At 53.9% G+C, this 20,316-nt stretch carries 20 protein-coding genes; 13 read left to right on the forward strand and 7 right to left on the reverse strand.

Features of this window, described 5'->3' with window-relative positions:
* Positions 1-21: 21 nt before the first annotated feature.
* The 6 genes from mnmA (at position 22) to PGR23_RS16225 (ending at position 6,712) form a co-directional block, all read left to right on the forward strand.
* On the forward strand, positions 22-1,128 hold the full coding sequence (gene mnmA / locus PGR23_RS16200; RefSeq protein ID WP_045393753.1) for a tRNA 2-thiouridine(34) synthase MnmA: 1,107 nt from the start codon (positions 22-24) through the stop codon (positions 1,126-1,128).
* 56 nt (positions 1,129-1,184) lie between these two features.
* Positions 1,185-1,826, forward strand: coding sequence for a high frequency lysogenization protein HflD (gene hflD / locus PGR23_RS16205; RefSeq protein ID WP_015367144.1), 642 nt, complete (start codon positions 1,185-1,187; stop codon positions 1,824-1,826).
* Positions 1,827-1,829: 3 nt separating this feature from the next.
* Positions 1,830-3,200 (forward strand): adenylosuccinate lyase, encoded by a 1,371-nt coding sequence (purB, locus tag PGR23_RS16210; protein WP_316423306.1) that lies wholly within the window; start codon positions 1,830-1,832, stop codon positions 3,198-3,200.
* A gap of 167 nt (positions 3,201-3,367) precedes the next feature.
* The gene (gene phoP / locus PGR23_RS16215; RefSeq protein ID WP_047046826.1) at positions 3,368-4,042 is read left to right on the forward strand and encodes a two-component system response regulator PhoP; all 675 of its coding nucleotides are present in this window, start codon (positions 3,368-3,370) and stop codon (positions 4,040-4,042) included.
* On the forward strand, positions 4,039-5,505 hold the full coding sequence (phoQ, locus tag PGR23_RS16220) for a two-component system sensor histidine kinase PhoQ (protein WP_045393745.1): 1,467 nt from the start codon (positions 4,039-4,041) through the stop codon (positions 5,503-5,505). The genes phoP and phoQ overlap by 4 nt, the downstream gene beginning before the upstream one ends.
* Before the next feature lie 85 nt (positions 5,506-5,590).
* Complete coding sequence (locus PGR23_RS16225) at positions 5,591-6,712, forward strand: cupin domain-containing protein (protein ID WP_045375085.1); 1,122 nt, start codon at positions 5,591-5,593, stop codon at positions 6,710-6,712.
* A 109-nt stretch (positions 6,713-6,821) separates the two neighbouring features.
* Here PGR23_RS16225 and pepT read toward each other — a convergent pair whose 3' ends face one another.
* Entirely contained in the window at positions 6,822-8,045 is a 1,224-nt protein-coding gene (gene pepT, locus PGR23_RS16230; protein WP_045361297.1) for a peptidase T, read from the reverse strand.
* 254 nt (positions 8,046-8,299) lie between these two features.
* On the opposite strand from pepT, the gene potA reads away from it, so the two are divergent.
* The 7 genes from potA to PGR23_RS16265 all read left to right on the forward strand — a co-directional run bounded on the left by potA (position 8,300) and on the right by PGR23_RS16265 (position 14,758).
* Positions 8,300-9,436: a spermidine/putrescine ABC transporter ATP-binding protein PotA gene (gene potA / locus PGR23_RS16235; RefSeq protein WP_042892246.1), complete on the forward strand. Its 1,137-nt coding sequence runs from the start codon at positions 8,300-8,302 to the stop codon at positions 9,434-9,436.
* Complete coding sequence (gene potB / locus PGR23_RS16240; protein WP_041908286.1) at positions 9,420-10,277, forward strand: spermidine/putrescine ABC transporter permease PotB; 858 nt, start codon at positions 9,420-9,422, stop codon at positions 10,275-10,277. Before potA ends, potB begins: the two co-directional genes overlap by 17 nt.
* A complete protein-coding gene (gene potC, locus PGR23_RS16245; protein ID WP_045393735.1) occupies positions 10,274-11,059 on the forward strand; it encodes a spermidine/putrescine ABC transporter permease PotC in 786 nt (261 codons plus the stop codon). The genes potB and potC overlap by 4 nt, the downstream gene beginning before the upstream one ends.
* Complete coding sequence (gene potD, locus PGR23_RS16250; RefSeq protein WP_020079135.1) at positions 11,056-12,102, forward strand: spermidine/putrescine ABC transporter substrate-binding protein PotD; 1,047 nt, start codon at positions 11,056-11,058, stop codon at positions 12,100-12,102. Before potC ends, potD begins: the two co-directional genes overlap by 4 nt.
* Before the next feature lie 324 nt (positions 12,103-12,426).
* Positions 12,427-13,296, forward strand: coding sequence for a DUF6708 domain-containing protein (locus tag PGR23_RS16255; protein WP_396279753.1), 870 nt, complete (start codon positions 12,427-12,429; stop codon positions 13,294-13,296).
* A 28-nt stretch (positions 13,297-13,324) separates the two neighbouring features.
* Positions 13,325-13,774: a hypothetical protein gene (locus tag PGR23_RS16260; RefSeq protein ID WP_396279754.1), complete on the forward strand. Its 450-nt coding sequence runs from the start codon at positions 13,325-13,327 to the stop codon at positions 13,772-13,774.
* A 219-nt stretch (positions 13,775-13,993) separates the two neighbouring features.
* The gene (locus PGR23_RS16265) at positions 13,994-14,758 is read left to right on the forward strand and encodes a DUF6708 domain-containing protein (RefSeq protein ID WP_396279755.1); all 765 of its coding nucleotides are present in this window, start codon (positions 13,994-13,996) and stop codon (positions 14,756-14,758) included.
* A 72-nt stretch (positions 14,759-14,830) separates the two neighbouring features.
* Here the strand turns inward: PGR23_RS16265 and PGR23_RS16270 are convergent, their stop codons facing one another.
* The 6 genes from PGR23_RS16270 to lolC form a co-directional block, all read right to left on the reverse strand.
* On the reverse strand, positions 14,831-15,154 hold the full coding sequence (locus PGR23_RS16270; RefSeq protein WP_063414913.1) for a hypothetical protein: 324 nt from the start codon (positions 15,152-15,154) through the stop codon (positions 14,831-14,833).
* 106 nt (positions 15,155-15,260) lie between these two features.
* The gene (cobB, locus tag PGR23_RS16275) at positions 15,261-16,091 is read right to left on the reverse strand and encodes a Sir2 family NAD+-dependent deacetylase (RefSeq protein WP_047046845.1); all 831 of its coding nucleotides are present in this window, start codon (positions 16,089-16,091) and stop codon (positions 15,261-15,263) included.
* Positions 16,092-16,105: 14 nt separating this feature from the next.
* Complete coding sequence (nagK, locus tag PGR23_RS16280) at positions 16,106-17,017, reverse strand: N-acetylglucosamine kinase (protein ID WP_396279756.1); 912 nt, start codon at positions 17,015-17,017, stop codon at positions 16,106-16,108.
* 105 nt (positions 17,018-17,122) lie between these two features.
* Positions 17,123-18,367, reverse strand: a complete 1,245-nt coding sequence (gene lolE, locus PGR23_RS16285; protein ID WP_396279757.1) for a lipoprotein-releasing ABC transporter permease subunit LolE — start codon at positions 18,365-18,367, stop codon at positions 17,123-17,125.
* The gene (lolD, locus tag PGR23_RS16290; RefSeq protein WP_015367168.1) at positions 18,367-19,068 is read right to left on the reverse strand and encodes a lipoprotein-releasing ABC transporter ATP-binding protein LolD; all 702 of its coding nucleotides are present in this window, start codon (positions 19,066-19,068) and stop codon (positions 18,367-18,369) included. The genes lolE and lolD overlap by 1 nt, the downstream gene beginning before the upstream one ends.
* The gene (gene lolC / locus PGR23_RS16295; protein ID WP_072251518.1) at positions 19,061-20,260 is read right to left on the reverse strand and encodes a lipoprotein-releasing ABC transporter permease subunit LolC; all 1,200 of its coding nucleotides are present in this window, start codon (positions 20,258-20,260) and stop codon (positions 19,061-19,063) included. The genes lolD and lolC overlap by 8 nt, the downstream gene beginning before the upstream one ends.
* Between the last annotated feature and the right edge of the window lie 56 nt (positions 20,261-20,316).

Below are 20,316 nucleotides of genomic sequence, written 5' to 3' on the forward strand. Positions count from 1 at the left end.
TTCAATGTGGTGAGTATTCCAATGTCAGAAAGTCCAAAAAAAGTGATCGTCGGCATGTCCGGCGGCGTCGATTCCTCTGTTTCCGCCTACCTGTTGCAACAGCAAGGGTATAAGGTGGAAGGCCTGTTCATGAAGAACTGGGAGGAAGACGACGGTGAGGAATACTGCACCGCCGCTGCCGACCTCGCCGACGCGCAAGCCGTCTGCGATAAGCTCGGTATTGAACTGCATACCGTCAACTTTGCCGCAGAATACTGGGATAACGTCTTCGAGCTGTTCCTCGAAGAGTATAAAGCCGGCCGTACGCCGAACCCGGATATCCTGTGCAACAAAGAGATCAAATTCAAAGCCTTCCTTGAGTTCGCCGCAGAAGATCTCGGCGCTGACTACATCGCCACCGGTCACTACGTGCGCCGCGCCGATGTCAACGGCAAAAGCCAACTGCTGCGCGGGCTCGACGGCAATAAAGACCAGAGCTATTTCCTCTACACCCTCAGCCACGAACAAATCGCGCAAAGCTTGTTCCCGGTCGGTGAGCTGGAAAAGCCGCAGGTGCGCAAAATCGCCGAAGAGCTGGATCTGATCACCGCGAAGAAAAAAGACTCTACCGGCATCTGCTTTATCGGCGAGCGTAAATTCCGCGACTTCCTGGGCCGCTATCTGCCTGCGCAACCGGGCAAAATCATCACCGTCGATGGCGATGAGATAGGCGAACACCAGGGGCTGATGTATCACACCCTCGGACAGCGTAAAGGGCTCGGCATCGGCGGCACCAAAGAAGGTAGCGAAGATCCATGGTACGTGGTCGATAAAGACGTGGAAAACAACGTGCTGATTGTCGCCCAGGGTCACGATCACCCGCGTCTGATGTCCGTCGGCCTGATTGCCCAGCAGTTACACTGGGTCGATCGTCAGCCGCTTCAGGGCACCCTTCGCTGCACGGTAAAAACCCGCTACCGCCAGACCGACATCCCCTGCACCGTGAAGGCGCTGGATGACGACCGCATCGAAGTTATCTTTGATGAACCCGTCGCCGCCGTGACGCCGGGACAGTCGGCTGTATTCTATAGCGGCGAAGTGTGCCTCGGCGGCGGAATTATCGAACAGCGCCTGCCGCTGGTATCCTGATCGACCATTTTCCGCCGGACGCATGATTAACGCCCGGCGGGTTACAAGGAGTAAGCGTGGCGAAGAATTATTATGACATCACTCTGGCGTTGGCGGGCGTATGCCAGGCAGCGCGGCTGGTTCAGCAACTGGCGCATCAGGGGCATTGCGACAGCGACGCCCTGCACGTTTCGCTGAACAGCATCATCGATCTCGACCCGGACTCAACGCTGGCGGTATTCGGTGGTAGTGAAGCCAATCTTCGTCTCGGGCTTGAGACTCTGCTCGGCGTGCTGAATACCAGCAGCCGTCAGGGCCTCAACGCGGAACTCACCCGCTACACATTGAGCCTGATGGTGCTGGAACGTAAACTCGCCGCCAGCAAAGGGGCGATGGATACTCTCGGCAACCGCATCGGCGGCCTGCGCCGTCAGTTGGAACATTTTGATCTACAATCTGAAACGCTGCTCAGCGCGATGGCTGGCATTTACGTTGACGTCATCAGCCCGCTGGGGCCGCGCATTCAGGTCACCGGTTCTCCTGCCGTGCTGCAAAGCCCGCAGGTTCAGGCGAAGGTACGCTCTACCCTGCTCGCCGGCATTCGTTCCGCCGTGCTCTGGCATCAGGTTGGCGGCGGACGTCTGCAGCTCATGTTTTCTCGCAATCGTCTGGTTAACCAGGCAAAACAAATTCTTGCTCATTTAACCCCGGAGTTATGATTTATGGAATTATCCTCACTGACCGCCGTTTCCCCCGTAGACGGCCGCTACGGCGATAAAGTCAGCGCGCTGCGCGGTATCTTCAGCGAATTCGGTTTGCTGAAATTCCGTGTACAGGTAGAAGTCCGCTGGCTGCAAAAACTGGCCGCGCACGCAGCGATCAAGGAAGTTCCTGCTTTTGCTGCCGACGCAAACGGTTTCCTTGATAAAATCGTTGCCGACTTCAGCGTAGAGGACGCGGAGCGTATCAAAACCATCGAACGCACCACTAACCACGACGTGAAAGCGGTAGAATATTTCCTCAAGGAAAAAGTCGCCGATATCGCCGAGCTGCACGCGGTGTCAGAATTCATTCACTTCGCCTGTACTTCTGAAGACATCAACAACCTGTCGCACGCGCTGATGCTGAAAACCGCACGTGACGAAGTGGTGCTGCCGTACTGGCGTAAACTGATTGACGCGATTAAAGATTTGGCGACCCAATACCGTGACGTGCCGCTGCTTTCTCGTACCCACGGTCAACCGGCGACCCCGTCCACCATGGGCAAAGAGATGGCTAACTTCGCCTATCGTATGGAGCGCCAGTACCGTCAGCTGAACCAGGTGGAAATCCTCGGTAAAATCAACGGCGCGGTCGGTAACTACAACGCCCACATCGCCGCCTATCCGGAAGTTGACTGGCATCAGTTCAGCGAAGAGTTCGTTACCTCACTGGGTATTCAGTGGAACCCGTACACCACCCAGATTGAACCGCACGACTACATCGCCGAACTGTTTGATTGCATCGCGCGCTTCAATACCATCCTGATCGATTTCGATCGCGATGTGTGGGGCTACATCGCGCTCAACCACTTCAAACAGAAAACCATTGCGGGTGAAATCGGCTCTTCAACCATGCCGCATAAAGTGAACCCGATTGACTTCGAAAACTCCGAAGGCAATCTGGGCCTGGCGAACGCCGTGATGCAGCACCTGGCCAGCAAGCTCCCGGTTTCCCGCTGGCAGCGCGACCTGACCGACTCCACCGTGCTGCGTAACCTCGGCGTGGGCATCGGCTATGCGCTGATCGCGTACCAATCCACCCTGAAAGGCGTGAGCAAACTGGAGCTGAACCAGGATCGTCTGCTGGACGAACTGGATCACAACTGGGAAGTGCTGGCTGAGCCGATCCAGACGGTGATGCGCCGCTACGGTATCGAAAAGCCGTACGAGAAGCTGAAAGAGCTGACCCGCGGTAAGCGCGTTGACGCCGAAGGTATGCAGCAGTTCATCGACGGCCTGCCGCTGCCAGAAGCAGAAAAAATCCGCCTGAAGGCGATGACCCCGGCTAACTACATCGGCCGCGCGATCACCATGGTCGACGAGCTGAAGTAACCAGCCTGCCTCAGGTAGCATGGGCAATCTCTTCGCACATGCTACCTGGCAACCCTCCACTTTCCACGCAAAAAAATCTCTCTCCCGCCTGGTTTAAATAATGTTTACCCCCAGCGCCACATAATCGCGTTAAACTATTCAAATCGAAAATGAAATGGAGAATGGGCATGCGCGTACTCGTCGTTGAGGATAATGCTCTGCTGCGCCATCACCTCAAGGTCCAGCTACAGGAACTGGGGCATCAGGTGGATGCCGCGGAAGATGCAAAGGAAGCAGATTACTACCTGGGCGAGCATATCCCGGATGTCGCCATCGTTGACCTTGGCCTGCCGGATGAAGACGGCCTGTCGCTGATCCGCCGCTGGCGTAGTCACGACGTATCGGTACCGGTACTGGTACTGACCGCCCGTGAAGGCTGGCAGGATAAAGTCGAGGTTCTGAGCGCCGGCGCCGATGACTACGTCACCAAACCCTTCCATATCGAAGAGGTCGCCGCCCGCATGCAGGCGTTGCTGCGTCGCAATAGCGGCCTGGCGTCACAGGTAATTTCGATTCCGCCTTTCCAGGTTGACTTATCGCGCCGCGAATTATCGGTCAATGACCAGCCGATTAAGCTCACCGCCTTTGAGTACACCATTATGGAAACGCTGATCCGTAACCGCGGCAAAGTGGTGAGCAAAGATTCGCTGATGCTGCAGCTCTATCCGGATGCCGAACTCCGCGAAAGCCACACTATTGATGTGCTGATGGGGCGGCTGCGTAAGAAAATCCAGACGCAATATCCGCAAGAGGTGATCACCACCGTGCGCGGTCAGGGCTACTTATTCGAACTGCGCGGATGAAAGGCGTGTTGCGACATATTCTCCCGCTTTCACTGCGCGTCCGCTTCCTGCTGGCGACAGCCGCCGTGGTGCTGATCCTGTCGCTGGCCTACGGCATGGTTGCGCTGGTAGGCTACAGCGTCAGTTTCGATAAAACCACTTTCCGCCTGCTGCGCGGCGAGAGCAACCTGTTCTACATGCTGGCGAAGTGGGAAAATAACCACATCGATGTCGATATTCCAGAACACCTGAATATGCAGAGCCCGACGGTGACGCTGATTTACGACGCCAAAGGTAAACTGCTGTGGGCACAGCATGACGTCCCCTGGCTGGTGAAGCGGATCCAACCTGAATGGCTGAAAAGCAACGGTTTTCATGAAATCGAAGCCGATGTTGGCAGCAGTAGTATGCTACTGCGCAATAATGATGAAATTCGCGAGCAGCTTGACGCCATCCGCGAGGAAGATGACTCCTCGGAGATGACGCACTCGGTGGCGATTAATCTCTATCCGGCCACCGCGAAGATGCCGCAATTAAGCATTGTGGTGGTCGACACCATCCCGGTGGAGCTTAAACGCTCTTATATGGTGTGGAGCTGGTTTATCTACGTGCTGGCGGCTAACCTGCTGCTGGTCATCCCGCTGCTGTGGCTTGCCGCCTGGTGGAGTTTACGCCCTATCGAATCACTGGCGAAAGAGGTCCGCGAACTGGAAGAACATCATCGTGAGAGGCTCGATTCTCACACCACTCGTGAACTTACCGGTCTGGTCAGCAACCTTAATCGCCTGCTGAAAAGCGAACGCGACCGCTACGACAAATACCGAACCACCCTCACTGACTTAACCCACAGCCTGAAAACGCCGCTGGCGGTGCTGCAAAGCACCCTACGCTCGCTGCGCGGCGAGAAAATTAGCGTCAGCGAAGCAGAGCCGGTGATGCTGGAGCAGATTAGCCGCATCTCACAGCAAATCGGCTATTATCTGCACCGCGCCAGCATGCGCAGCGGCAATGCGCTTCTCAGCCGCGAACTGCACCCGATCGCCCCGCTGCTGGATAGCCTGACCTCGGCTTTGAATAAGGTCTACCAGCGTAAAGGGGTTAATATCACGCTGGATATTTCGCCGGAGATAAGCTTTGTCGGCGAGCAGAACGACTTTATGGAAGTGATGGGCAACGTGCTCGATAACGCCTGCAAGTACTGTCTGGAATTTGTCGAAGTCTCGGTACGCCAGACCAACGACAACCAGCTGCATATTCTGGTGGAGGATGACGGCCCCGGAATTCCCCGTAACCAGCGCACGGCGGTGTTCGATCGCGGCCAGCGCGCCGATACGTTGCGTCCGGGTCAGGGGGTAGGCTTGTCTGTCGCCCGCGATATCGTCGAACAGTATGATGGCGATATCCTGACCGGAGACAGCCTGCTCGGCGGCGCCTGCATGGAAGTTATCTTTGGCCGACAACTTCCTGATGATAAAGAGAGCTAACGCAACAGTTTTTTAACGGCGCCTGCATCGCCGCGGCGTCGCATCCGTTATAATCCCAGACAGACACCTGCTGTGGAATATAAATATGGACTATCAATTAACGCTTAACTGGCCCGACTTTATCGAACGCTACTGGCAAAAACGCCCGGTAGTGTTAAAGCGCGGCTTCGCCAATTTCATCGACCCAATCAGCCCGGATGAACTGGCCGGCCTGGCCATGGAGAGCGAGGTCGACAGCCGTCTGGTGAGTCATCAGGACGGAAAATGGCAGGTCAGCCATGGTCCATTTGAAAGCTACGATCATCTTAGCGAAAACAACTGGTCGCTGCTGGTGCAAGCGGTGAACAACTGGCATGAGCCGACGGCGGCGTTGATGCATCCCTTCCGCGCCCTACCGGACTGGCGTATCGATGACCTGATGATCTCCTTCTCCGTCCCCGGCGGCGGCGTGGGCCCGCACCTTGATCAATACGACGTGTTTATCATTCAGGGTACCGGCCGCCGGCGCTGGCGCGTGGGCGAAAAGGTGCCGATGAAACAGCACTGCCCGCATCCGGATCTGCTGCAGGTTGATCCGTTTGAAGCCATCATCGATGAAGAGATGGAGCCTGGCGATATTCTCTACATTCCGCCTGGATTCCCGCATGAAGGCTATTCGCTGGAAAATTCGCTTAACTATTCGGTCGGCTATCGTGCGCCGAACGCTCGCGAGCTGTTCAGCGGCTTTGCTGACTATATTTTGCAACGAGAACTGGGTAGTCAGCGCTATGCCGACCCGGACGTGCCATCCCGCGACCATCCGGCCGATATTCTGCCGGTTGAGCTGGATCGTCTGCGCGAGATGATGCTGGGGCTGATTAACCAGCCTGAGCACTTTAAGCAGTGGTTTGGCGAGTTCATTACCCAATCCCGCCACGAGCTTGACGTGGCGCCGCCGGAGCCGCCATATCAGCCAGATGAAATTTACGATGCGCTGCAGCAGGGCGATAAGCTCGCCCGCCTCGGCGGCCTGCGCGTGCTGCGAATCGATGGCGAAGTGTTCGTCAACGGCGAGAAAATCAATTCTCCGCACCGCCCGGCGCTTGACGCGCTGGCAACGCATCTATCGCTGCGCGCCGAACATTTCGGCGATGCGTTGGAAGACCCATCTTTCCTCGCCATGCTGGCGGCGCTGGTCAACAGCGGCTATTGGTTCTTCGAGGACTGAGTCGACAGCCTGCCCGGTGGCGCTGCGCTTACCGGGCCTACAAACCACATCAACCCATACCCCACCCGGTGGCGCTACGCTTACCGGGCCTACAGGACCGGGCTCTGGTTTAGCGTTTCGCCGTCAGCTCCGCAATCCGCACAATCACCTGCACGGCTTTCTCCATGCCTTCCAGAGTGACAAACTCGTGCTTACCGTGATAGTTGTAGCCGCCGGTAAACAGATTCGGGCACGGTAATCCCATAAACGAGAGCTGGGCGCCGTCGGTACCGCCGCGTATTGGCTTTATCTGCGGCTCGATATCGCAGTCCACCATCGCCTGACGCGCGATGTCCACTACGTGCGGATGGGCAATCACCTTCTCATGCATGTTGTAATAACTATCTTCGATCACCAGTTCAATGTAGCAGTCAGGGTGCAGCCCTTTACCGACCTTTTTGGCGATCTCCATCATTTTGCGTTTACGCGCTTCAAACTGCTTGCGATCGAAATCACGCAAAATATAGTGCATCTCCGCCCGGTCAACGCTGCCTTTGATGCTGGTCAGGTGATAAAAGCCTTCATAACCGTCGGTGGTTTCCGGCGCTTCATTGGCGGGCACTTCGGCATGAATTCGCGCAGCCAGCGATAAGGCATTGACCATCACCCCTTTCGCGGTACCTGGATGCACATTATTGCCAACGATTTTGATAGTGACCGACGCGGCATTGAAGTTTTCAAATTCCAGCTCACCGACCCCGCCGCCATCAACGGTGTACGCCCAGCGGGCATCAAACGCGGCAACGTCAAAGTGCTTCGCGCCCTTCCCGACCTCTTCATCCGGCGTAAAAGCAACACGAATATCACCGTGAGGGATTTTTTTCGCCTGCAGCGTCGCCAACGCCGTCATGATCTCAGCGATGCCCGCTTTGTCGTCGGCGCCGAGCAGCGTTTTACCGTCGGTGGTAATAAGCGTCTGGCCTAACAGCTGATGCAGAACCGGGAACATCACCGGCGACAACACTTCATCGCCGATGCCGAGGGCGATATCGCCGCCGCGGTAGTTTTCAACAATTTGCGGATTCACGTTCTTACCGCTGAAATCCGGCGAGGTATCGACGTGGGAAATAAAACCGATGGCCGGGATTTCCCCTGCGACATTGGCCGGCAGCGTCCCCATCACCGTCCCCTTCTCACTTAGCGTCACGTTGACCAGCCCCATTTCTTCCAGCTGGCTCTGCAGCAAACGCAGCAGCTTCCACTGCCCTTCGGTACTGGGAACCTGACGTACGCCAGGCTTCGATTGCGTATCTAAAGAAACATACTGCAGAAAACGCTCAAGCAATTTATCCATGTGGCCACCCTCTTTTTTTGTGACAACATTATCAATAAGGGCGAAAAGACAAATATTGCGTCAGGTCATTTTTAGCCCGTAAACCAAAATTTAATACATTTGCGTGCATTCTGTGTAAAGGTGATACACCGCAGAACAACAATGATTGGCGATTACAATCGTTTGCCGTAAAATGCTGGCCCTTATTAATTATGTGCAACCCCAAAGGTGGTTAATCACAAACCCCGCAGCGATCCCTTTTCCGTTGCGTCTACATGGGACAGAGTCAAAAATTGAATATACAACCGCGTTCGCTTTCTCCGCTGGTACAACTCGCGGGAATTCGCAAAAGCTTTGATGGTAAGACCGTTATCTCCGATCTCAACTTAACCATCAATAATGGTGAATTTCTCACCCTGCTTGGCCCCTCTGGCTGCGGTAAAACAACCGTTCTTCGTCTAATCGCTGGTCTGGAAAGCGTCGATGTCGGACGTATCCACCTGGAAGACCAGGATATCACCCATGTCCCGGCGGAAAACCGCCACGTCAATACCGTATTCCAAAGCTACGCGCTATTCCCGCACATGACGGTGTTTGAAAACGTCGCCTTCGGCCTGCGGATGCAAAAAACCCCGGCGGCAGAAATCACCCCGCGGGTGGTGGACGCATTGAAAATGGTACAGCTGGAGGCATTTGCCCAGCGCAAACCCCACCAGCTCTCCGGCGGCCAGCAGCAGCGCGTCGCCATCGCCCGGGCGGTGGTCAACAAACCGCGTCTGCTGCTGCTTGATGAGTCGCTCTCGGCGCTCGACTACAAGCTGCGTAAGCAGATGCAGAACGAACTCAAAGCGCTACAGCGCAAGCTCGGCATCACTTTTGTTTTCGTCACCCATGACCAGGAAGAAGCCCTGACCATGTCCGACCGCATTGTGGTAATGCGCGATGGCAAAATCGAGCAGGACGGTACCCCGCGTGAAATCTACGAAGAGCCGAAGAATCTGTTCGTCGCCAGTTTTATCGGCGAAATCAACATTTTCAACGCGACCGTTATTGAACGCCTGGATGAACAGCGCGTACGCGCCTGCGTCGAAGGCCGCGAGTGCAATATCTACGTCAACTTCGCCGTTGAAAAAGGGCAACAGCTGAACGTACTGCTCCGTCCGGAAGATCTACGCGTTGATGAAATTCATCACGGTAGCGAAGCGGACGGCCTTATCGGCTACGTGCGCGAGCGCAACTACAAGGGAATGACCCTTGAGTCGGTTGTTGAGCTGGAAAACGGCAAGATGGTCATGGTCAGCGAATTCTTCAATGAAGACGATCCGGACTTTGACCACTCGCTCGACCAGAAAATGGCCATTAATTGGGTAGAAAGCTGGGAGGTTGTGCTGGCCGATGAAGAACACCAGTAAATTCCAGAATGTGGTGATCGCCACCATCGTGGGTTGGCTTGTACTGTTCGTCTTTCTGCCCAACCTGATGATCATCGCCACCAGCTTCCTGACCCGCGACGATGCGAACTTCGTCAAAATGGTCTTCACGCTCGATAACTACTCGCGGCTGCTGGATCCGCTCTATTACGATGTGCTGCTGCATTCGTTGAATATGGCGCTGCTGGCGACCCTCGCCTGCCTGGCGTTGGGCTATCCGTTCGCGTGGTTTCTGGCGCGCTTGCCGCAAAAAGTACGCCCGCTGCTGCTGTTCCTGCTGATCGTTCCGTTCTGGACTAACTCGCTTATCCGTATCTATGGGCTGAAGATTTTCCTCAGTACCAAAGGCTATCTGAACGAGTTCCTGCTGTGGTCAGGGGTTATCGATACGCCGGTACGCATTATGTACACGCCGTCAGCAGTGATCATCGGCCTGGTCTACATTTTGCTGCCGTTTATGGTGATGCCACTCTACTCCAGCATTGAAAAACTGGATCGTCCGCTGCTGGAGGCGGCAAAAGACCTCGGCGCCAGCAAGCTGCAGACCTTTATCCGCATCATTATACCGCTCACCATGCCGGGAATTATCGCCGGCTGTCTGCTGGTGATGCTGCCGGCAATGGGGCTCTTTTATGTTTCAGACCTGATGGGCGGCGCCAAAAACCTGCTGATCGGCAACGTTATCAAGAGTCAGTTCCTGAATATCCGCGACTGGCCGTTCGGCGCGGCGACCAGTATCACCTTAACGCTGGTGATGGGGCTGATGTTGTTGATTTACTGGCGCGCGGCGCGCCTGCTGAATAAAAAGGTGGAACTGGAATGATCGGTCGACTGCTGCGCGGCGGCTTTATGACCGCCATTTACGCGTATCTCTACATCCCTATTATTATTCTGATCGTTAACTCGTTTAACCGCTCGCGCTTTGGCATCAACTGGCAAGGCTTCACCACCGACTGGTATAGCCTGCTGATGAATAACGATAGCCTGCTGCAGGCCGCCCAGCATTCGCTGACCATGGCAGTGTTGTCGGCGACCTTCGCCACGCTTATCGGCTCGCTCACCGCCGTGGCGCTGTATCGCTACCGTTTTCGCGGTAAGCCGTTCGTCAGCGGAATGCTATTCGTCGTGATGATGTCGCCGGATATCGTGATGGCTATCTCCCTGCTGGTGCTGTTTATGCTGATCGGTATTCAATTGGGTTTCTGGTCGCTGCTGTTTTCGCATATCACCTTCTGCCTGCCCTTCGTGGTGGTAACCGTGTTCTCACGCTTGAAAGGCTTTGATGTGCGCATGCTGGAAGCGGCGAAAGACCTCGGCGCCAGCGAGATGACCATCCTGCGCAAAATCATTCTGCCGCTGGCGTTGCCGGCAGTGGCCGCCGGGTGGCTGTTGAGCTTTACCCTGTCGATGGATGACGTGGTGGTCTCTTCGTTTGTCACCGGTCCGGGTTATGAAATCCTGCCGCTGAAGATCTATTCCATGGTTAAGGTCGGCGTTTCGCCAGAAGTGAACGCGCTGGCGACGATTCTGTTGGTTCTTTCGCTGGTGATGGTCATCGCCAGTCAGTTAATTGCACGTGATAAAACTCAGGGGACGTCAAAATGAAAAAATGGTCACGCCACCTGCTCGCTGCGGGCGCTCTGGCTTTAGGCATGGGCGCCGCGCAGGCAGACGATAGCAAAACGCTCTACTTCTATAACTGGACCGAATACGTGCCGCCAGGCCTGCTGGAACAGTTCACCAAAGAGACCGGCATCAAGGTGATCTATTCGACCTACGAGTCGAATGAAACCATGTACGCCAAGCTCAAAACCTATAAAGACGGCGCTTACGATCTGGTGGTGCCATCGACCTATTTCGTCGACAAAATGCGTAAAGAAGGCATGCTGCAAAAGATTGATAAGAGCAAGCTGAGTAACTTCAGCAACCTCGATCCGCAGATGCTGAATAAACCTTTCGATCCGAATAACGACTACTCTATTCCCTACATCTGGGGCGCGACGGCAATCGGCGTCAATAGCGATGCTATCGACCCGAAAACCGTGACCAGTTGGGCCGACCTGTGGAAACCGGAATATAAAAGCAGCCTGCTGCTGACCGACGACGCGCGCGAGGTGTTCCAGATGGCGCTGCGTAAACTGGGCTATTCCGGTAACACCACCGATCCAAAAGAGATTGAAGCGGCTTATAACGAGCTGAAAAAACTGATGCCAAACGTCGCGGCGTTCAACTCCGATAACCCGGCAAACCCGTATATGGAAGGCGAAGTGAACCTCGGCATGGTATGGAACGGTTCCGCTTATGTCGCGCGTCAGGCAGGTACTCCGCTGGAAGTGATTTGGCCAAAAGAAGGCGGCATCTTCTGGATGGATAGCCTGTCTATTCCGGCGAATGCCAAAAACGTTGACGGCGCGCTGAAGCTAATTAACTTCCTGTTGCGCCCTGATGTCGCGAAACAGGTAGCTGAAACTATCGGTTATCCGACGCCGAACCTGGCCGCGCGCAAAATGCTCAGCCCGGAAGTCGCCAACGATAAATCGCTGTATCCGGATGCCGCCACTATCGAAAAAGGCGAATGGCAAAATGATGTCGGCAGCGCCAGCGCTATTTATGAAGAGTATTACCAGAAGTTGAAAGCCGGTCGTTAATTGTAATAATATGCTGGATAGCGTCGATGCTATCCAGCATATAAAAAATAATATATTCACTGCCAATATCTGCTTAAATGCATGCGTTAATTAAGCGCTGCGGGTTATTCACTTTATCCGAATTTATTCAATAATTATATGCTTTGCAGCTGTCTCGCCGTCGTCGATGTTTTGCATCGATACTGCCGCTTTGCTGCCGGTCTCGTCTGGGGTAAATAAAAGAGGCTAATCACGAAAGAGATACCCTGAATTACTTAACATCCCCAATACAACCCGTTAGCAATATTTAAAAGATTCACCGTAGGTTCCCCATAAGGAAATGGAATGATGGCCCGCGCAAAAACTAAAGCCCCACCACTCTTCGGTGTTACTGAAGTTAATGATATTTACTGTGATATCAGCAGGAATATACCACGAAGTGAATGGTTAGGCATCACGCTGCCTTTTACTATGGTACTGGTTTCTCTGACAGCCCTGTTTATTCTCACTCCGTTGTTCGGTTATCTCCAGGAGCTTATATTTCTTGTGCCTATACTTCTCTTATTATTATATAGCGGCATACATGCAGTAAGACTATTCATCATCAAGCCAAAATCGTTGATGGTTCGACTAAATCGCCAGGAGCAGAAAATTTATGTCCAGAAGCATTGCATCAACTATAATATTTTTTCTCAATGGCCCGTCGAAACGTTAGTTTTCAACTGGCATGAGGTTATTCACCCCAGTTTTAGAAACGGTTCCGGTTCTGCAAGTTCACGAACCTGGTATACCTGGCATATCAGCCCACCAGCTAGCCCAAGGGTCAAAGTTGTCATCAGCGATGATAATATACCTTTGTTTTATAACGCCTCTCGCTATTCCATAAACCTTGAAGATACGATTCTAAACTATGCCATATCCTGGCAATGGTGTAACGACTATATGCGCGGTATTAATTCTCCCGTTTATATCTTGCCAACACACCGCTACTCCTTTAAATATTGCGTAACTACGCTGAGCAATAGAATGTTGTCACGCGCCGATGAGAGCGATCGCTGGACCACCATTTTTCCCATCTGCAACCCATTATTCTGGGTGATATCATTTTTCATCGTTCCGCTCATTTTAGTAGACGCTCTGGCGCTGTACTGGATTATGCGAAGACTTCCGGATACGGTCTGGCCGGAAATCATTGAGGATAAAATCAATAACTAATTACTGATACCACAAAGAGTTACGATTAATGTCAAAAAAAGAAAAGATTAAAGCACCAATGCTTTTTGGCGTAGTCGCAGTTAATGATGTTTATTGCGATATTCATAGAAACACCCCCCGAGAAAATGAAACTGGTATTAACATATGGTTGCCTGCAATAACTGAAAACATTTCATCTTCTTTCCTGGTGACTTCACGGCTAATCCATTCTGCTCCAATATTGTTCATGGGGTTAGCTGTGATTTTTATATCAGAATACAATATATATATTCTGCGTACACCCCTAACGCCGCCTAAACAATTAATCATCAGGCTGAATCGCAAGCAACAGTGGGTGTATATTCAAGACCATGATACATGCCTCCCCCCTTCAAAAAATCTTTCTTTCTGGTTTCTGGCTCTATTTATGCTATCAATGATAATAGCTGATGCATATTTCAGTCATTGGGTGTTACGAACAAAACCCGATACCCCTTGATCTGATTCCGCACATACTGAATCAATGCCGGGCAATTAAATAGCTTGAATCCGTAGATGTATATGGACGATGTTAAAAAACATAAGGAGTACCACATTGAAAATAAAGAGAACAATGACACCACTTTTCGGCGTAACAACAGTGAATAATGTTTATTGTGATATAATAACGAATATGAATGTCGGAATGAGCATGAATAGCATTACGCGGAATGTGATAATGCCGCTGCTGATGATAATTATAACCTTACCTTTTATATACCTTTGCTTTAGTCTACTGGAGGAAAATGACCTTTTTCTTTTCCTCGGTTTGGCAGGGACTGTATTAATTTGTTTTTGTATTTACGCATTACGATGCGCTTTAACACACCCTAAAATGCTCATCATCAGGTTAAATCGTCAACAGAAGAAAGTTTATATTCAAAAACATCATCGTACATTTAATATATTCGCCAAATGGTCCATTGAAACGCTCATTTATGACTGGAATCTTATAGAGGCACATTTTGGCCATCGTATCAGTAGATATTATGGTCACCTTTCCTGGTACCGCTGGCATGCGACTTCATCCAGTGGCAACAAAACCAGCTTTACCGTTAGCGAAGATATCTTACCGGCATGGTCTCCCTATTCCCGATTTAAAGCCGATATCAATACAATTATCTCTAGCTATGAAGAATCATGGGAGTGGTGTAACCACTATATGAATGGCGCGTTGCCCGACTTGAACTTAATATCACCTGAAAACGAATACAGTTATAAATACTGCGTCACGGCAATCAGCAGTAGAATAGTGCTGCACGCTAATAAGGATGACAAATGGACCACTATATTTCCCATCAGAGACCCATTTTTCTTAACATTTTCTATAATTATTGTCCCCTTCATTTTATTAGATGCATTTGCAATGCGCTGGATTATGCGAAGACTTCCGGATACGGTCTGGTCTGATTCCGCGCAAGCTGAATCAACCTCAGAAAGTTAAACGCAAGTCGTGTCCTTAAGCGCTCATGACGGTCGGGTGCCTCCGACCGCTCATGTGTTTCCCATTCCAGTTTTAACGGTCGCGCTTGCTGTTGGCTTCTTTGCGCTGCAAAAAATCATCGATTTTTCCCACCAGGACGTTGACGGGTTTCCACAGAATAATAAGTAACACGAATGGCCCTATAATTCGCATGCCGCCTGTAGCTAAATCGCCAGTAAAAAGCAGAAGAAGGCCATCAAATAATAGGCTCAAGGCGCTAGCCACGCCGACTAAAAGACAGACGAGAAAGAGAATATTTCTTGCATCAGATTGTTTGGACAAGCCATTTTGGCTAATAACACCAACGGCAACGGCCGCGATCAGCATACTCGTCTCGACAACTAGCGGATTGTTCATTTTTGACTCCTGTCATCATCAGCCATTCCATATGGCGAAAAAAAAGAGCGTACCAAGGCGAAGTGGTTAAACTAACGCCTCTGCACGCTTTTACACTACGTTCCTTCTATAATCTGTTTTCCTGCAGCAGCTTGTCAATAAACTCAGGCACCACTTCACTCGCCAGCCCATAATGCTTTTCGGCGAATTCGCTGCCGACCTGGCTTGGTTCAAGGTTAAGCTCGACGGTATGCGCGCCGTGCAGGCGGGCTTCATGGACGAACCCAGCCGCCGGGTAGACGTGACCGGAAGTCCCAATCGCGATAAAGATATCGGCCTCGGCCAACCCGCTGTAGATCTCATCCATGCCCAGCGGCATCTCGCCGAACCATACCACGTGCGGGCGCAGCGCCGCCGGGAACTGGCAGCAGTGGCATTTGTCATCCGCCGTCACGTCGCCGGTCCACTCCAGCACCTGTCCGCTCCACGAACAGCGCACTTTCAGTAACTCGCCGTGCATATGGATAACCCGGCGGTTACCCGCGCGCTCGTGCAGATTATCGATGTTCTGCGTCACCAGCAGAAAACGATCGCCCAGCGCCTCTTCCAGCCTCGCCAGCGCCAGATGCGCGGCATTGGGCGCGATTTCCGCGCTCTGCAACTGGCGGCGGCGGGCGTTATAAAACGCCTGCACCAGCGCCGGGTCACGGGCAAAACCTTCCGGCGTCGCCACATCTTCCACCCGGTGCTCTTCCCACAGGCCATCGGCGGCGCGGAAGGTTTTAATCCCCGACTCCGCCGAAATACCGGCGCCGGTTAACACCACCACCCGCGGTTTGTCTATTGCCTGCGGCGGCGTTTTGTCTTCGCCGAAGAAGACACGTTGCCGTAAGCGATCGCGCAACTGGCGTTTTTTACGGCGGAAACGGCTTAAGCGATGTAAGCGGCGCGACAGCATAGCTACCCCTGTAATTAATGAGTCAAATGAAGGAAGGCCGCACCGCGCATACCTCCGGCGTCGCCGTGACGCGCGCGCTCAATGCGCGGCACCCGGGCGACCGGAAGCAAATGACGCGGCAGGCGCTGCGCCAGCCCTTCGGTTATAGCAGTAAAATTAGATAATCCGCCACCTAACACCAGCAGATCCGGATCGACAATGGTGAGGATATTGCCCAGACAAACGGCCAGTAGATCGAGGTAACGTTCGACGTGCTCCCGCGCCTGCGCATCACCCTGCAGCCACAGATCGACGATCTCTGGAGAAGTTAAGGATTGATGATAAAAATGCTGATACAGCCAGGCGAATCCGCGGCCGGAAAGATAGTTCTCGATGCAGCCGAGCTGACCGCAGCCGCAGCGGGTTAGCGGAAAATCGCGCCCCACTACTTCCAGGGCGTCCACCGGCAGACGAATATGGCCGAACTCGCCGGTGATGTAGCTGTGACCGGTTATCGATTTGCCGTTAAGCACGATCCCGCCGCCGACGCCGGTGCCGAGGATTAACCCCATCACCAGCGGATATTGGGTAAATTCATCATCCCACGCTTCAGATAACGCAAAGCAGTTGGCGTCATTATCAAGACGAACTTCACGCCCCAGGCGTGCGCTGAGATCAACGCGCAGCGGTTGGCCGCTGGCGGCGGGAACGTTAGCGGCATACAGCTTGCCGTCCGCGGTTTCCGGCATACCGGGGATACCGATACCGACCGCGCCCTCTACGCCAAAGCGCCGATCGGCTTCGCGAACCAGCGCTTCAATCGCCTGCAGGAAAGCCTCATAGCTTTCCGTCGGAGTGGGGACGCGTTTTTCCCACTGCAGTTGTCGGGCGTTATCAAATACGCCCAACGCTATCTTGCTGCCGCCAATGTCAAATCCGTAGTACATTTCAGCCATTCCTCTTATTGGCCCCAACCCCTCATCCTTTGGGCTGTATCTGCTTTCACAGCACTGGCCTAAGGGATGCGGCGTTTGACGGGCCACGACGATAAATTACTGGCCACTCAGCACCCTCGCCGGGTCAATACGACTGGCGCGGCGGGCGGGATACCAGCTGGCCAGCAAACTCAGCAACAGTGCTGTCACCAGCACATAAACGACGTCCAGCCAGTGCAATTCAGACGGCAGGAAGTCAATAAAATAGATGTCGCCGGAAAGGAATTTATGCCCGATCAACGTTTCGATACCGTTGATAATCGATGTCAGCTTCAGCGCGGCTACCACGCCGATAACCACCCCGATCAGGCTCCCGACCGAACCGGCCAATAAACCATACCATACGAAAATCGCGCGGATTAAGCCGTCTTTCGCGCCAAGCGTGCGCAGCACCGCAATATCGCCGCTTTTATCTTTTACCGCCATCACCAGCGTCGAGACGATGTTAAAACAGGCGACGCCGATAACCAGTACCATGGCGAGATACATAATGGCGCGAATCATTTGAATATCACGGTACATATAGCCGTAGGTGCCGATCCAGCTCTTGATATAGACGTAGCTGTTGGTCACCTCGCCGGCGTCGCGTACCAGCGTATTGGCGTGGAAGACGTCGGTGACTTTAATGGCGATGCCGGTCACGCTGCTGCCCATATCCAGATACTGCTGGGCGTCCGCCATCGGGATCATCGCGAAGCTATGGTCCAGTTGGCCGCTCAGTTGCAGAATCCCGGTCACATGTAGCCTGACGCGTTTCGGCTGCAACAGCTGGTGCTCGGAATCTGAATTGGGGATCATGATCGACACCCAATCGCCCTGCTTCACATGCAGCGCATCGGCGACGCCTTTGCCCAGAATCACCTGCTGCTCGCCGGCCTTAAAGTTGGCCCAGGCGTTGTTCTGCACAAAGTTTGGTAGCGAACTCAGGCGGCTCTCCTGCTGCGGATCGACACCCTTGACCTGAATAGCGCGCATATTGCTGCCGCTCTCCACCAGCCCGGTAAAGTTGATATAGGGCGCAGCGGCGACGATGCCTTTCACTTTTTCAACCTTCGACAGCGCCTCGTTCCAGTTATTCCACGGCTGGTTAACCGGCTCGATTTCGCCGTGCGGCACCACCGCCAGAATGCGATTATTGAGCTCGCGCTCGAAACCGTTCATCGCGCTCAGGCCGACGATCAGTACCGCCACGCCTAATGCGATGCCGATAGTAGAGATGACGGAAATCAGCGAAACCATGCCGCCGCGGCGTCTGCCGCGGCTAAAACGCAGCGCAATCAGTAACGATAACGGTGAAGCCATTACTGGGCCCCCATCAGGGTCAGGTCGGCCGTCAGGCGGCCATCGCGCATCTCCAGCTGGCGGTTCATCCGTTTCGCCAGCTGCAGGTCATGAGTCACCACCAGGAAAGCGGTACGCTGCGCCACGTTGAGCTCGCCCAGCAGCTCAAAAATGCTGTCGGCGTTGCGGGCGTCGAGGTTGCCGGTCGGTTCATCAGCCAGTACCAGCCGCGGTTTGTTCACCAGCGCGCGAGCAATCGCCACGCGCTGGCGCTCGCCGCCGGAAAGCTCAGACGGACGATGGTGGCTACGGTGTTCCAGGCCCACCGCCTGCAGCATCGCTTTCGCCTGGCGTTCGATATCCGCCGCTTTTTTCTTGCCAATCAGCAGCGGCATCGCCACATTTTCCAGCGCGGTAAAGTCCGGCAGCAGGTGGTGGAACTGATAGATAAACCCGAGCTCGCGATTACGCAGATCGGCGCGAGCCGCGGCGGAGAGCGAGCTCATCGGCTGACCGGAGAAAATAACATCGCCGGAGGTCGGCGTATCCAGCCCGCCAAGCAGGTGCAGTAGCGTACTTTTGCCGGAACCTGAAGAGCCGACAATCGCCATCATTTCACCCTCTTGAATGCTGAAGCTGACATCGTGCAGCACATCGGTTTGCACGTTGCCTTCCTGATAGCGTTTGCACAGGTTGTCGCATTGCAGCAGGATCTTATTCATAACGTAAAGCCTCAGCGGGTTGGGTGGCGGCAGCGCGCCAGGAAGGATACAACGTAGACAACAGGGCCAGCGCCATCGCCACCAGAGCGATAATAATCACCTGCAGCGGCTCAATCGCCACCGGCAGGGCCGCGCCGTCCAAAAACGCGCCGATAATCGGCATCAAATTATTCAGCTGGCTGGCCAACAGCACGCCGAGCAGCGCGCCAAGCAGCGCGCCGACAATACCAGCGCTGGCGCCCTGTACCATAAAGACGGCCATGATCTGCCGCGGCGTCAGCCCCTGGGTCTGCAGAATAGCCACCTCGCCCTGCTTCTCCATCACCATCATGCCAAGAGAGGTAATGATGTTGAAAGCGGCGACGGCGACGATCAGGCTCAGCAGCAGCCCCATCATATTTTTCTCCATTCGCACGGCCTGGAACAACTCGCCTTTGCGCTCGCGCCAGTCCTGCCATTTGGTGCCGTCGGGCAGCTTCTGTTGACTGAGCGTATCAACCTGCAGCGGTTGGCTGAGCCACAGACGCCAGCCGGTAATATTGCCCAGCGGATAGCGCATCAGGCGGGAGGCGTCATCAATGTTGGTCAGCATTTGATAGCCATCGACTTCGCTGTTAGCGGCAAAGGTGCCGATGACGTTAAACAAACGCTGGCTCGGGACACGGCCCATCGGCGTAAACTGGCTGGCGGAAGGCACCATCACGCGAATTTGATCGCCACGGTTAACCCCCAACTGGCCGGCCAGCTGTTCACCGAGAATGACGTTATATTTGCCGGCCTGCAGATCGCTTTGTTTCACGTTCACCAGGTAAGGCGTCAGCGGATCTTTTTGCGCCGGGTCGATACCCAACATCACGCCGACGGCGACGCTGCGGGCGCTTTGCAGCACCACATCACCGGTGGTGAGCGGCGCGACGCGCGTCACGCCCTGCAGCTTAACGGCGCTTTCCGGCATTTTTTGCGGGTTGATAGAGCCCTGCTGGGCGCTAATGATAGCCTGCGGCATCAGCCCCAGGATGTTGTTTTGCAGCTCACGCTCAAAACCGTTCATCACCGACAGGACGGTCACCAGCGCCATCACGCCAAGCGTAATGCCGATGGTCGAAAGCCAGGAGACGAAACGGCCGAAGCGGTCGGCTGCGCGCCCGCGCATGTAGCGAAGGCCGATAAATAGTGCGGCAGGTTGGTACATGTAATCCATCTGGTTGCTGATAGCCGATGTTCGAGTATATATGGCATAGCCCAACG

The organism is Klebsiella sp. 141162, assembly GCF_050600755.1.
In the GTDB taxonomy this organism is placed as follows: domain Bacteria; phylum Pseudomonadota; class Gammaproteobacteria; order Enterobacterales; family Enterobacteriaceae; genus Klebsiella; species Klebsiella aerogenes.